At 62.8% G+C, this 14,112-nt stretch carries 12 protein-coding genes; 1 reads left to right on the top strand and 11 read right to left on the bottom strand.

The window, feature by feature from the left end; genetic code table 11:
• Positions 1 to 382: 382 nt before the first annotated feature.
• The 10 genes from CQ012_RS12620 to purU all read right to left on the bottom strand — a co-directional run bounded on the left by CQ012_RS12620 (position 383) and on the right by purU (position 11,036).
• Positions 383 to 1,831, bottom strand: a complete 1,449-nt coding sequence (locus tag CQ012_RS12620; RefSeq protein ID WP_105662336.1) for a PepSY-associated TM helix domain-containing protein — start codon at positions 1,829 to 1,831, stop codon at positions 383 to 385.
• Between the two features lie 39 nt (positions 1,832 to 1,870).
• A complete protein-coding gene (locus CQ012_RS12615) occupies positions 1,871 to 3,073 on the bottom strand; it encodes a Dyp-type peroxidase (RefSeq protein WP_105662335.1) in 1,203 nt (400 codons plus the stop codon).
• Positions 3,073 to 3,645, bottom strand: coding sequence for a copper chaperone PCu(A)C (locus tag CQ012_RS12610; protein ID WP_105662334.1), 573 nt, complete (start codon positions 3,643 to 3,645; stop codon positions 3,073 to 3,075). The genes CQ012_RS12615 and CQ012_RS12610 overlap by 1 nt, the downstream gene beginning before the upstream one ends.
• Positions 3,646 to 4,043: 398 nt before the next feature.
• Positions 4,044 to 4,952 carry a hypothetical protein gene (locus CQ012_RS12605; protein WP_146112962.1) on the bottom strand — a complete coding sequence of 303 codons (909 nt, stop codon included), beginning with the start codon at positions 4,950 to 4,952 and terminating at the stop codon, positions 4,044 to 4,046.
• Positions 4,953 to 5,190: 238 nt separating this feature from the next.
• On the bottom strand, positions 5,191 to 6,414 hold the full coding sequence (locus CQ012_RS12600; protein WP_105662332.1) for an amidohydrolase family protein: 1,224 nt from the start codon (positions 6,412 to 6,414) through the stop codon (positions 5,191 to 5,193).
• Positions 6,415 to 6,562: 148 nt separating this feature from the next.
• Positions 6,563 to 7,630 carry a M14 family zinc carboxypeptidase gene (locus CQ012_RS12595; RefSeq protein WP_105658962.1) on the bottom strand — a complete coding sequence of 356 codons (1,068 nt, stop codon included), beginning with the start codon at positions 7,628 to 7,630 and terminating at the stop codon, positions 6,563 to 6,565.
• 78 nt (positions 7,631 to 7,708) lie between these two features.
• Entirely contained in the window at positions 7,709 to 8,203 is a 495-nt protein-coding gene (locus tag CQ012_RS12590; RefSeq protein WP_105658925.1) for a hypothetical protein, read from the bottom strand.
• On the bottom strand, positions 8,196 to 9,743 hold the full coding sequence (locus CQ012_RS12585) for a sodium/proline symporter (RefSeq protein WP_105658924.1): 1,548 nt from the start codon (positions 9,741 to 9,743) through the stop codon (positions 8,196 to 8,198). The genes CQ012_RS12590 and CQ012_RS12585 overlap by 8 nt, the downstream gene beginning before the upstream one ends.
• Complete coding sequence (locus CQ012_RS17925; RefSeq protein WP_286134668.1) at positions 9,740 to 9,868, bottom strand: hypothetical protein; 129 nt, start codon at positions 9,866 to 9,868, stop codon at positions 9,740 to 9,742. Before CQ012_RS17925 ends, CQ012_RS12585 begins: the two co-directional genes overlap by 4 nt.
• Before the next feature lie 295 nt (positions 9,869 to 10,163).
• Positions 10,164 to 11,036, bottom strand: a complete 873-nt coding sequence (gene purU, locus CQ012_RS12580; protein ID WP_105658923.1) for a formyltetrahydrofolate deformylase — start codon at positions 11,034 to 11,036, stop codon at positions 10,164 to 10,166.
• A 450-nt stretch (positions 11,037 to 11,486) separates the two neighbouring features.
• On the opposite strand from purU, the gene CQ012_RS12575 reads away from it, so the two are divergent.
• Positions 11,487 to 12,155 carry a GntR family transcriptional regulator gene (locus tag CQ012_RS12575; protein ID WP_105658922.1) on the top strand — a complete coding sequence of 223 codons (669 nt, stop codon included), beginning with the start codon at positions 11,487 to 11,489 and terminating at the stop codon, positions 12,153 to 12,155.
• 27 nt (positions 12,156 to 12,182) lie between these two features.
• Here the strand turns inward: CQ012_RS12575 and CQ012_RS12570 are convergent, their stop codons facing one another.
• Positions 12,183 to 14,054 carry a BCCT family transporter gene (locus CQ012_RS12570; RefSeq protein WP_105662331.1) on the bottom strand — a complete coding sequence of 624 codons (1,872 nt, stop codon included), beginning with the start codon at positions 14,052 to 14,054 and terminating at the stop codon, positions 12,183 to 12,185.
• Positions 14,055 to 14,112 lie beyond the last annotated feature (58 nt).

Here is a 14,112-nt window from a genome sequence, read left to right as displayed (position 1 = left end):
CGCAGTGATGGAAAAATTGCAATCCATAGTGGACATCGTAATTTTCATTCGCGATTTCGGACAAAACCGTAGCGCGACTGCTCGCTTTTCCTCTCCCCACAAGACAATTCCACTGCTCCTGGCATGCCTGTCCCGGTGGCCAGATCCTTGGCGCCCCTCAAGCCGAGGCCCATGATGTGCTTGATCTGCCGAATTCCGGCCGGACCTTCGTCGTCCCTTCCGAACTCGCCGCTGGCACGAAGCCAGCTTCGTGATCCGGCATCGCAAATGGCCTCCCTGGGCGCGCACTTTACAGTGCATCAAGATCGCTCAGTCAAGGAGGGGCAGTGATCCGCGTGCAACGCACACAGAACACTGCACAAACACCACTGAGGCCAGCTTGCTACTCTGTGGCCGGGCGTTGGCTCCTAGCTCCATGAGTCCAGCCAATGACCAAGTCTGCGAGCAGGAACAGGGCCAGGCTGATCCCCATCAGGGGTAGGAAGACGCCGACGGCAGCTGCAGCCAGCAAGACCAGCAGGTTGCCCCACCACGGGGCGCGGGCTAGGCCGCCACGTGCAGGTGCTTTGCCCACGCGTTGTCCCGGGTTCTTCGTTGGGCGGCGCTTCCACCACATCGCATAGCCCAGCACCACCATGGAGGCGATGGCAGAGGCCACCAGGAACAGCAGGATCTGGTTGGACAGTCCGAACATGGAGCCCATATGGATGTCGATTCCCCATCGCGAGAGTTTCGCTGCGAGGTTGAATTCGCTGAAATCAACGCGGTCAACGACGTCCAGTGTTTGCCCATTGATGGAGACAGCGTCAACTTCGGTCGGGTAGGACCGCTGGATCTCTTGGACCACCCACGCCTTGCCGTCAGCGGCTGGCGGCTTGATCTCAACCAGTCCAGTATTGACATTGACTTCCTTGGCGATCGAGAGCATGGTGTCGAATGCCGCCGGGTTCACCGATTCGCCGGTTGGCGCGGGCGCTGCCCCGTGGTGGTGGGCGTGTTCATCACCTGCGCTGCTCTCCGCGGCAGACAGTTCAGTGTCCACCGAGGGGGTTCCCCAGTTCAGCGCGGCGCGGAGCTCACTGACGTTGGCGCCACCGTAGGTCGACCAGGTGATGCCGGTGGCGGAGAGGAAGAATGCGCCGAGCAAGACCCAGATCCCAAGCGATCCATGCCAGCTGGCCAGGCGCCGGTAGCCCGTTGCCTTGGCAGCGGGGCGGATGAGGTCTTTTTTGCGCTTGGTTTTCCTGATGCGCAGAATCCACAAGGCAAATCCTGCCAGGGCGATCACTCCCAGCCAGGAGGCTGCCAGTTCGCTATACATGCGCCCTGGCTCGCCGAGCTGCAGGTTGCGGTGCAAGTGGTCGATCCACGTTCGCAGGGGCAGCACTCCGCTGGTTCCGTAGGCGGTCAAGTCACCGCGGATTTCAGCGGTGGCCGGGTCGATGAAAATAGCCCTGGTTTCGCTGGCTCCCAGGTTCTCATCCGCATACATCACCCGAGTGGTATCACCGGGGTGTGGTGCCGGTCGAACCGCCACCAGCGCATCACCGCTGCCCATGTAGGTGTTAGCCACCTCTACTTGATCGGCCAGCGGCAAATAGGCGTCGGCTAGCGGCGCGCGCAACTGATCTGCATAGACAGCCTGTTCGATTTGCGGAGTAATTGCATATAAGGCGCCGCTCACGGCGGCGACAAGGATAAACGGGCCGATGAAGATTCCCGCATAGAAGTGCAGCCGTAGCAGCAGCTGGCCGAACCATCCTTTTCTGTTGGGCTTCGAAATCCCGGTCGGCGGCTGGGATTCGGGGGTCGTGGTTTCCAGAAGAGTCATGAGGGATCCTTGGTGGCAAAGCAGGACGAGTATCGGCGGCTAAGCTGCGAAGAGAGTTTCACCGATGAACCCTCCTTCCGCGCAGCCCTGCGGAATCAGGAAGACGGCCGAGCCGATGGGAGTCGTCCACTGGTTCAGCGCATCGAGGTCCGATAGCCGTTGCTGCATCGGGGTGTATTGTTCGGCCACGCTCTTTTGGTAGGACACGAAGATCAGCCCGGAGTTGGAGATCTCGCTCCCGGTAGGCGGCTCGTCGTAGTTATATCCGCGCCGGAAGATCCGCTCGTTCGTGTTCTCGGAACGGGCTCTGCGGATGTGCGCGTGCGCGGCGATGACCGTGAATCCCAGGGCATTGGTCGCTTCGAAATCCGGCTCATCGTGTTCCTTGCTTCCAGTGGTCGGCGCCCCGTTGCCCAGGGTCCGCCCGACACTGAATTCCCGGCCAGAACGGTCCAGCTCATCCCAGGTATCAACATTCATTCGGATGCGCCGGATGACCATCGTGGTGCTCCCATCCGCGTTCCACACCACGGAGTTGAAATCCTCCGAACCTGGAACGGGGTTCACGGTTCCGTCGACTTGTCCGAACAAATTCCGCATCGTGGTGCCGCTGGCTTCGGATCCCCGGGACCGGCGGAACCCGGATTGCACCCATTTCACGGAGGCGAACCGGCGGGCATCCTTGAGCATCATCCGCTGGGCATGTGCAACGGATAATGGATCATCCGAGGCGATATGCAGCAGCAGATCCCCATCGTTCCAGCGCTCTTCGAGCTCGTCGATCTTGAACTCCGGCAGCGGCTGGCTTTCGCCGGCCGAGGAGCCGGCGAGTTCCATGAGCTTCGGACCGAATCCGAAGGTCACCGTGAGCCGTGCGGGAACAGTGCCCAGTTCCGGTTCGGTGTCTGCCAAGGCCGCCTGGCCTTGGGTGAGCCTTGCCGCGTCATCGCTGAGCAGACGGAGCAGGCGTTGCAGGGACTCGTGGTCAAGGCCATCACGCAAGTTCAACGCGACGTAGCTGGCGTGGGCTTGTGGCTCCGTGGTGATTCCTGCCTGGTGTGAGCCGTAGAACGGAATCACGGCTTGTCCGTGCAGCGGCTCCGAGCCGCCGGCCGGCGCTGCGGCACTGGACAGGGAGTCGATCCCCAGAGCTACGATCGCTCCCAGTCCGGCTGCGGCGCCGCCGAACAGAATTCCTCGCCTGCTTGGTCCTTGTTTGGCGGGTGCGTCTACGTGTGGCATTAGTGATCGTGGGCGCTTTCGGATTCGGAGTCGTCCTTGTCCATCTCGCCGTGATCCATGCCCTCGTGCTCGGAGCCGTCATAGTTTTCATTCGCGCCGGCGAAATCCTTCACCGGGGCGATGGTCTCGGAGCTGGTGCCATCGGAGAATTCCAGGCTCATGTTCACGGTGCTGCCGGGCTTGAGCGGTTCGGCGAGGTCCATGAGCATAATGTGGCTTCCCCCTGGTTCAAGATGCAGTTCGCCGTGGGCGGGGATGGTGAATCCGCCAGTTTTTTCACGCATCACCATGGCCCCGGATTCGTTGGCTACCGTTTCATGCAGTTCCAGATCACTGGAGGCCGGGCTCGTGACCGAGGTGATGGTGATGTCCTGGCCTCCGGTGTTTCGAATCGTGCCGAATCCCGCCGACATCCCCTCATCGATAGCCTTCACCCAAGGATCTTTCATGGTGACAGTGGCGCCAGCCGGAGCCGGGTTGCTGTTGGCAGCAGGGGTGCCGGCACAACCTGCTAAGGCGATCAATGCGGCTGCGGATAGGGCGGTGGTGCGCAGGGCAAAAGAGGTTTTCACTGTTAATCCTAGGAAAATGAGGGAAGCACGAATAGCGCGCTCTGAATTATTGCTGCTGTGGTGCCTGCAACCACCGAGGCATGGTGCCGGTGGGCAGGACGCATGGTGCTGGGCACAGCAGAGGAGAAAATAGCCCTGATCGGATAGGGCTTGCGAAGGTGAGGTGCGAAGCTGGGTCGGTTGGCCGCTGAAGTTCTAGCCGGAGCGCGCAATGGAGTCCGGACAGGCAATGCCGATAAACGAACTCAGAAGGATAGGTTCACCGGCATGCTTTCAAGCAAGCCAGTGCGCACGAGCATGGAAACTTGTCCCGGGATGGGGCATGTCAGGGCCCGATTCCGGGGCCTTTGAAAGCAAGAGCGGAAAAGCAGCAGGCCAAATGGACTGCAACTGTTGCCTTACACCTTTGCCAGTGCGGGTGGGCCTCTGCGAACGACAGACGTTGCATACACAGCCACTGTGCAGCCAGGGATATCGCGCGGTGCGGCAGGAACTGGTTGCGGTCGCACTGGTTGAACGGCGAAGTTGACCAGTCGCCAGAAGAGTTTCCAGGTGAACAGGCTAATGATGTCTGAAGCGGCGATGAGTAGCTGCTCGCTACGGTGAAGCACCAGAACTGTTGCGAACCCAGCAAGGAAGTGAGCAAGCAGCATGGTGCCATCGCCGTGAATTGCCATGGCGGTACTTGCCGAGCCGGTCGCATCGACCGCCAGGGACATCCCATGATGTGCGTGGATGCCTTGCCCTGCGGATGAAAGAGCGGAATGCCCGGCTCCCATGGAGAACAGGAGATGGAAAAGCACCTGGCTGAACCCCACCATGATGGACAACCGCCAGAAGGTGAACCGCTTGCTGCTGAGCAAGATGCAGACCATGAGCGACAGAGACAGCGGGAGAGCGACGTTCAGGATGTCCGGTATGGCTCCGCCCGCAAGCACGTGGGAAGCCAGAGAAACAAACGTCGCGAAGAACGCGGCGGCGGTGCCTCTGAGAGCACGTGATGAGCGGGAGGTCTTTTGCACACCACCAGTATTACAGATCGGTGACTGTATTTCGACAACGTGTAAAACTGAAGGCGGGATCGTTTGGCCATTCAATGCCGGGCGGTTACGTGGATCGCCTCGGGTTTCATGGTGCTTTCCACTGGGTAAATGGATAGCGGGCCCAATCTGCGCACCGGAAAGCAAGATCCGCGCAGCGCCATGGCGCTGAGGAATGCCCACGCCGCTCCCCGCTGCATGCGTCAATCGGCGGTGGACATTGGCAAGGTAGCCCTGCATCGCTGGGTTCTCCCTGTCCAGATCCATGCTGGAGGCCTCAGGGCGAATTCGCCGCCGACGAGCTCACCGGGACCAAAGTTCGGAGGAGAATTGGGAGCGGCTCGAGATCCCGGCCAGGCTGCAGCGCAGCCAGTTCCGCGTCCTATCGAAGCCCGCCGTGGACTCTCTGGTGCGTTCCGCAATATTGAATGCACTGGTGCACTGTTGGAATGCAACTACGCTGTTGAGTTGCGCCGACAAGTTCCACGCGAACACCTGCTCGATTTCAGTAGGGCTCGCTTACCGAGAGCACTTTCAACCCTTCGGCCACCACCCGCCCGTCGTGGATGACGGTGCGGTCGGTGCCCCGGTCCATCACTGTGGAAGCAATGCTCTCGCCATCCACCAGCACCAGATCGGCCCGGTCCCCTACGGCCAATCCCGGGCGGTCGGCCACCGAAGCCAGGCGCGGCACCGTGCGGTCCATGATCGAGGCGCCGCCCATGGTGGCCACGGCCAGCGCATGCCCGATCAGTTCATCCTGGCGGAACCCGTTGACGAAAGCCAGCTGCCAGGTCCGGTCCAGCAGATCGCAGTTCCCGTAGGGGCTCCAGTAGTCGCGCTGCCCGTCCTCCCCCAGGCCGAATCGCACCCCGGCTCCAACCAGGTCCACCAGCGGCAGATGATTGGAGGTGCTGGGCGCAACGGAAGTCAGCGAGATGTCCAGCTCGGCGAAGGTGTCGATCAGCCGGCGGCTGGCAGCCTCGCTGACGCTGCCCAGCTCGTAGGCATGGGACAGGTTGACCCTGCCCTGCATGCCCAGCGCCCGGGTGCGTTCGGCAATCAGCTCTGCCGAGAAGAAGGCGAGCGCACCGGGCTCATGCAGGTGCACGTCGATATCCACCTGGTATTTATCGGCCAGCCCGAACACCACGTCGAGGTGGCGGACCGGGTCGCGGTCCAGTGCGCAGGGGTCGATGCCGCCCATGGCATCCGCACCGGCTTCCAGCGCGTCCTCGAGATGCTTGACGGTACCCGGCTCGCGCAGGATCCCTGCCTGCGGGAAGACCATGATCTGCACCTCGGCCTCGTTGGCGAACTTCTTTTTCGCGGCCACCACGGCCTCGTATTTCTCCAGCTTGGAATCCACATCCACCTGGGCGAAGGAACGCACCCGCGTGGTGCCGCGGGCAATCATCCGTTCCAGGGTTCCGGCCACGCGCTCGGGCAAGCTGATTTCGGCATCCCGCCAGTTCTCCCGGTCATTGCTCATCATGCCCCACACCCCCGGGCGTCCGGTGTGCTCGCGGAAAGGCAGTCCGATGCGCGTGGAATCCAGATGCACATGCACGTCGGAGAAGGAGGGGAGAAGGATGCGCCCCCGGCCATCGACGTCCGCCAGGTTGCGCACCTGCTGCGGGTCGTGCACGGAGATCGCTGAAATCTTGCCGTCGCCAATCAGGATGTCGCTGGGCGGACCGCCCCAAGGGCGGGCATTGCGGATGAGCATGGTTCAGCTTCCTTGCCGGTATGGACAGTGCTAGTAGAAACGTACCGCATGCGCCCCTAGGGCCAGCAGCGCTTCGGGCCGAGCGCGGTTCTCCTGCTCCAGGCAGGACAATGGCGGGCCCTTGCGGGCCCGCCATCAACTGGATCGGCTATTCGTCAGCCTCTTCTCCGGGCAACGTCGACTGCTCCGGCAGGCTGTCCCAGAAGGAGGTATCCATGGTTTCCACGGAGCCATCGGCTACCGCCTTGATGGTGCTCTCCAGGGTCAGGATGGTCTGCTGGCGCAAGTAGCCATTGGATTTCTGTCCCAGGACATAATCCGGGTTGCTGTGATCGCTCATGCCGCGCATTTCGAAGAGCAAGGTGGAAATGCCGTATTCGGCCGCGATGCCATTGCGCGCAATGGTGTTGGCGGTCCCGCCCACGTACTTGCCCAAGTGGCCCCAGCCGGTCCGGTCGACATTCTGGTAGACCACTGCGCCCAGGCGCTTGGAACCCTCGCGGACTTCCTCAGGCACGTCCGGGGTCGTCGGGTAGAGGATCGAGCCGGACACCAGCTTGCCGTCCACCGCCGAGCGGGTGCCCTGATGGTGCAGGTCGATCATGTAGTCGATGCCGTAGGCGGAGAGCACATTGTTGTGCAGCGCCTGGATTTCCGGTTGCGTCTTGGCCACGTGGTCCCGGTTGATGTCCACGTTGTTGGCGTTGTAGCGGGTCAGGTGCCGGTCCCCCGAGGCGATGTAGTCATCGAGCGGGAAGTCCACATCGCCCATGGCGCCATCCGGGTTCAGCATCGGCACCACCAGGATGTTGACGTCCTTGAGCACCTCCTTCATCCGCCCCGAGCCCAGGTGCTTGATCACTTCCAGGGTCCCCTCGGTGGTCAGCTGCTCGTTGCCGTGCTGCTGGGTGAGGAACATGATCGTGGGATTTTCCGGGTTAGAAAGGTACTTGGCCAGGAACAGATCGCGTCCCTTGGCGGATTGGCCGATGACTTCCAGTTCCATCGCCGATTGCTTGGCATCCTGCTTGCGCAGTTCGGCGGCCATCGACTCGTGCGTATGCAGGATCGAGGTGTTGATGGTTTCATTTCCGGTGTAATCCGGCCCGTTGCCTACGGCATTGGCCGGGACAAGCCCCAAGCCGAGGAACAGTGCCGAGCCGGCAACGATGCAGGAGCCCTTCTTCAGCAACTGAGCGGGGAACTGCTTTGGCATATTCTTCATTGAATCTCCGATGTCTTCCTGTGATGGGATGGATCTTGGTCATTGCGCCGTCCTCCGGCGTTTCCAGTCTCAGCTGCCGATGATGAAGTAGCCGCCGTTCAGTCCGTCCACCATGACGCGGTAGGACTTTTTCTCCAGGCTCGCTTCGACCATCCAGTTGGGTTTCCAGACCTTTGCGACACTGCTCTTTTCCCGGACCCCGCCGCGCCAGGCCAGCCGGGCCCGGCGCAGTGCCGCGGTGGATAGCAGGGCCTTGGCCCGCCGGCGTGCAGTGTCGAAATCGATGGTGTTCCACTGGGGATCAGCCACCCGGTCCAGCACTTGGCCGGTTTCCGCATCTTCGGCTTGCCACGGATCGCAGACGAAGGCCTTGCCCGAGTAGTAGTCCACCAAGGCGTGCGCCTGCCCTGACCGCCCGGCCAGCTGCGGCACCTCGAAGATGAACCCCGCAAAGGGATGATGGCGCAGCTTGGCCGACTCGACTCTCAGCCCTGGCGCCTTGGCGGCAAGGATGCGTTGCGCGTCCTGGTCATCGACCAAGGTTTTCAGCACCAGTTCATTCACCGCGGGCCGCCATTTCCGCCTGGCTGGCCAGCAGTGCATCCTGGCCCATGAGCATCTTCTTCGGGATCGGGCCGATCTTCGCAGTCTCATCCAGGGCACGGCCAATATGCTCCGGCACGGGATGCGACTTCTGGCTGGCCAGGCTGCCGATGACCATGGCCGCGGTGGAGGCCAGGATGCCGGTGACCATCGGATCAATGCCGGTGGCATCCGGCGCGCCGGACACCTGCCAGAGCACCGAGACCAGGGTGCCGGCGGCCATCGATGAGATCGCGCCAACGGTATTGGCCTTCTTCCACCACACCGCGCAGATATAGGAAGGGACAAAGGCGCTGCCCAGCACGGTCGTTGAGAAGATCACCACGGCGGCCACCGCGGGAGGATCAAAAGCGGCAATGCCATAGCCGATGATGGCCAGGGCCAGCACGGTGATCCGCGAGACCCAGACCATCTGCGCATCGCTCATCTTCTTGTTGATGAACCGGGCGTAGATGTCCTGGCTGGCGATGGTGCCGGCCTGCAGCAGCAGGGCATCGGCGGTGGACATGATGGCTGCCATGATCGCTGCCATGACGATGCCCACGGCGAAGGTCGGCAGCACCGCGTCGGCGACCTCGAAGATCGCGGTTTCCGGGTTGGCCAGGTTGGGCAGCAGGATCAGCGCGAACAGGCCCACCAGGTAGGGGCCGGGGATGAACAGCAAGTTGAATACCAATGAGTAGACCCCTGCGGTACGTGCCACCGAAGGCTTCTTCATGGCCATGTGGCTGACCACCACGTGCGGCCAGCCCATGTAGCCGATGGAGAAGACCAGCAGCGCACCGAGAATGACTCCCCACTGTCCCTGGTAGCCCAGATCCGCTCCCCACATGGTCAGCAGGTTGGGGTTGATCCCGCCCACAGTCTCATTGCCCTTGGTGAAACCGCCCACGGCCATCAGCGTGGCAACCAGGATCCAGACCATGCCGACCACCATGATGATGGCCTGCACGAAGTCGGTGTAGGCCACAGCCAGGTAGCCGCCCAGGAAGGTATAGAGGACAATCACGCCGATGGCGATCGCCAAGGCCACCGGGAAGGACACCCCGGAGACCATTTCCAATCCGCGGCCGCCGGCGATGAACTGGGCCAGCACGTAGAAGAACATGCAGAACAGCGCCACGGGAGCGGCGATGAGCCGGATCCACTTCGAGGGATAGCGGTGCTCCAGGTACTCGATGGAGGTGATGGACCCCAGGATCTGGGATAGCTTGCGCATGCGCCGGCCCAGGACCGAGAGGTTCAGGATGCCGCCGCCCAGGTCGCCCAGCGCATACCACATGCTGAAATAGCCTTGGGTGTAGCCCATGGATCCGGCACCCATGAACATGTAGCCGGACATGGAAGAACTCTGCAGCCGCAGCGCGGTGACACCGGGGCCGAGGCTGCGTCCGCCGAGCAGGAACCCTTCGGCATCTTGCTTGCCTCGCTTCATCGCCCAGAAGCCGATGGCGGCCATGGCGATGAAATAGATGACCAGGAACAGGATTTCGATGCTCACTGCTGCTCCTTCGCATCCTCGCGCTTCCAGCCGCGGCTGAGCCACAGGAAAACAGCTGTGTAGATCACCCAGAGGGCCGGAACCCCGATGATGACCATGGTCGTGAACGCCGGTAGTCCAAACATCGACACATTCCTTCTGGGAGCCGCTGGTTCTTATTTCATGAGCTGGGTCACAAGCAGCCGCTTGATCCATAGCCTTGCATAGCCCCAGTGGCCAAGACAAGGATAATTCCTAGGTTAACTTGGGAAAACTTCCGTGCCCCTGCATTCGACCGCACTGTCTTCCCGGCCTTTTCGCCACCGGTCGAGCGCCTCCGGGCCCAAACGGCGGGCAACAGCAAAGGCCCCGGCCGGGTTCGGCGGGCATCGTCATATGATGTCCGTCGAATCCCCGCCGGGGCCTTTGGCCCGGAGGGTGCTAGCGCAGCACCACGGTGCGCGAGCCGCTGAGGAAGACCCGGTCTTCGCAGTGCCAGCGCACCGCATCGGACAGGGCTTTGCACTCGGTATCGCGTCCGGCGGCCACCAGGTGCTCGGGCGCGTAGCTGTGGTCCACTTCCTGGACGCGCTGGGTGATGATCGGTCCCTCGTCCAACTCCGAATTCACGTAGTGCGCCGTGGCGCCCACGGTCTTCACCCCGCGTTCGAAGGCCTGGTGGTAGGGCTTGGCCCCCTTAAAGGAGGGCAGGAACGAATGGTGGATGTTGATGGCCCGGCCGGTGAGCTTGCGGGTGAGATCATCGGAGAGCACCTGCATGTAGCGGGCCAGCACCACCAGATCCACCTCGAAGCGCTCCACCAGGTCCATCAGCTTGGACTCGGCCTCGGGCTTGGTCTCAGGGGTGACAGGAATATGGAAGAACGGAATCCCGTTCCACTCGACCTGCTGCCGGTGGTCTGGGTGGTTGGAGACTACTGCCGCGATCTCCACCGGCAGCTCCCCCATCCGGGCGCGGAACAGCAGGTCGTGCAGGCAGTGACCGAACTTGGAGACCATCACCACCACGCGCTTCTTGTTGCCGGCCGGGCGCAAACCCCAGGTCGCCTGGTGCTCATCGGCGAGTTGGCCGAGGCCCGACTCGAGTTCGGCGATCTCAGCGGGGATATCCTCCGCCGCGGCGACCTCGAATTCGATGCGCATGAAGAGCGTCCCGGAAAGCTGGTCGTCATGCTGCTTGAGCTCCCGGATGTCGCCATGGTGCTTGAGCAGCAACCCGGTGACCGCATGCACGATGCCCGGGCGCTCGGCGCAGGTGAGGGTCAGGACATACTTGTTGTTCGGTTCGGTCATCGTGCCGCTCCTTGGTTTCGCCGAGATGGCATTAGCTTCGCCATGGCTCGTAGTGGTTTTTCGGGGGATTTTCATGCGGTTGCACCTGGCTTCCGCGCAGTGCTCTGCGCCGCGGATTCAAAGCCGTCCGGTCTGAGTTTTCCCAGCGGAACTGCGCGCCGCCCCTGCCTTCGGAAGCAGCTGCGGGCAGACTCGCCAACCTCTGGCCGGATACTGATATATCAATTGATGATCACAATACTATGTGTGCTTCAACACAGCGTCAACAACTTTTCCGGCGGTTCTTCCTGGCGCCTTTCCCAAAGCCCCCAGTACGGTTTTCCGCTCTGCCGCTGGCCGGCAAGCCAAGGGCTGTTGAGCGCATCGGCACAGGAAAAGCGCCCAAATCGAAGCCGGGGAGATACTCTTTGTGTGTCGGCAATTGATTTTTGAACAGTGATAGAGAGCGATATGCCAAGGCCCACCGAACTGACCAGCGCCGCCACCGAGCAAGGCTCGATGGCTGATCGAGCCTACAACGCATTGCGCGACCGGCTGGTGCTGCTCGAAATCGCTCCGACGCACCCGATCCACGAGCCGCAGCTGGCCGAAGAACTGGGCATTGGGCGCACCCCGATGCGCGAGGCTCTCAAGCGGCTGGAAACCGACCATCTGGTGGTGTCCTATCCGCGCCGCGGCACCTTCGCCACGGCCGTGGATTTCCATGAGCTGAACTACATCTCCGAAATGCGCCAGGTGCTCGAGCCGCTGGCCGCGCGCAACGCGGCCGCGAACAAGGACCCGCAGATCCGCGAGCAGCTGGCCAGTTACCTGCAGCAGATCGATGCCCTGGATCCCGCCCTGGACCAGCGTTCGCTGCTGTTGCTGGATGTGCGCATCCACCGGCTCATCTACAAAGCGGCGGCCAACAAGTACCTGGAGGAAACCCTGGTGCGCCTGGATAATCTGGTGACCCGGATCTGGTGCCTGGTCATCGACCAGATGCCTCCGATCGCAGAGCACATTTCCGAGCATTCGGCCCTGCTGCGCGCCATCCTCGACGGCGACGCGCAGCTGGCAGCGCGGCTGGTCTCCGAGCATGTGGCCCACTTCGAGCAGGCCCTGCGCCGCGCCCCCTAGCTGGATGCCGGGGACGCGAACCGGCCGCTAGCGGCCGGCGCCCTCGGGTTCCAGATCAGTTTCGGGCCGCGGCTGCGGTTCGCGCACCGGGGCTTCCAGCTCCTGGGCCACCGGCTCCGGCCGGTCTCCAGCCGGCAGGCCCGACGCGGCCACAATGGAGTTCTCCCTGGTCATCAGGCTGAACTGCTCGCCTTCGTGGCGGTCGATTCCGTCATCCACCGCCTGCTCCAGCACCTCCATCGCCACCTTGCCGCGCAGCACCAGCGGATCACGGCACAGGTCCTTCCACAGCGCCACGCACAGCAACAGCATCACCAGCACGAAGGGCAGCGCCGAGACGATGGTGATGTTCTTCAGCCCGTTCAGGGCCGCCGCCGGATGGTCCCCGCCGGCCAGCAGCATGACCGCGGCCACCGCTCCCACCGAGACGCCCCAGAAGACCACCGACTTCTTCGAGGGCTCCTGCGCGCCGCGTTCGCTCAGCGCGCCCATCACGATCGAGGCGGAGTCCGCCCCGGTGACGAAGAAGATGGCAATCAGCACCACGGCCAGAGCCATCAGCGCAATGGAGAACCATTCGGGGAATGGCAGTGCGCCCAGCAGCTCGAAGAGCACCGAGTTGAAGTCGATGTCCGGGGCCCCGTCCACCATCTGGGCCAGCGCCTGACCCATATCCCCGTTGCGCTCGGCCCGCTCCTGCAGGCCGATGGCGCCGCCGCCGAAGATGGCGAACCAGAACAGCGTGACGGTGGAAGGTACCAGCAGCACCCCGGTGACGAACTGGCGGATGCTGCGCCCGCGCGAGATCCGCGCGATGAACAGGCCCACGAACGGGGTCCAGGAAACCCACCAGGCCCAGTAGAAGATGGTCCAGGAGGAAAGCCAGGCGGCCATGTCGCCGTCCCCGGAAGCCGCGGTCCGCGATGCCATTTCCGGCAGATCCGCGATGAAGGAGCCCACCGCATTGGGAATCACGTTCAGGATGAACAGCGTCGGCCCGCCGATGAACACGATCAGCGCCAGGATCACCGCCAGCACCATGTTGATATTGGACAGCCACTGGATGCCGCGCTCGATTCCGGAGACGGCCGAGGCCACGAACAAGGCGGTGAGCACCGCAATGATCAGTACCAGGACCCCCGAACCCACCGAGGACAGCAGCCCGGCGGACTGGATGCCGCCGCCGATCTGCAGCGCGCCGAGCCCCAGCGAGCAGGCCGAGCCGAAAAGCGTGGCCAGGATAGCCAGGATGTTGATCGTCTTCCCGCCCCAGCCGTGGACGACCCTTTCGCCGAAGATCGAGGTGAACATCGAGGAGAACAGCTGCGGGCGGCCCAGCCGGAAGCTGCCGTAGGCCATGCCCAGCCCGACAATCGCGTACATGGCCCAGGGGAACAGCGTCCAGTGGAACATGGTGGTGCCCATGGCCGTGCCCACCGCGGCCGAGGTCTGCCCGCCCACGGTTTCCGGCGGCGGAGACATGTAGAAGTACAGCGGTTCGCCCACCCCGTAGAAGACCAGCCCGATGCCCATGCCGGTGGCGAACATCATCGAGATCCAGGAAACCGTGCTGAACTGCGGCTTCTCCCCGTCCTTGCCCAGCGGGATGCGCCCGAAGCTCTTGGCCGCGACCACCAGCACGAACAGGGTGAAAACGGTCGCGGCGATCACGAAGACCCAGCCGGTGTTTGTAATCACCCAGTCGAGGGCCTTCCCGGCCGCGGAGCCCAGCCCTTCGGGCGAAGCGAAGCCCCAGGCGATGAACGCCAGGGCGAGGAGTCCGGCAATGCCGAAGACCCAGTAGTCGGTGCCGGAGGACAGGTATCTTCTGGGCCGGCGCCGGCGAGCCGAGTGCAGCTCGCTGACCAGGTCGTTCACGGGTTGCTCAGTGCGTTTCATTTCGGTTTCCTTCAATAAAGGCAATAGGTGGCGGGCCGGCAGGGGAATGCGGGCGCGC

The organism is Arthrobacter sp. MYb214 (assembly GCF_002979865.1).
In the GTDB taxonomy this organism is placed as follows: Bacteria; Actinomycetota; Actinomycetes; order Actinomycetales; family Micrococcaceae; genus Glutamicibacter.
Note: the sequence above shows the minus strand (reverse complement) of the source record. Positions and strands in the feature narration are given on the sequence as shown.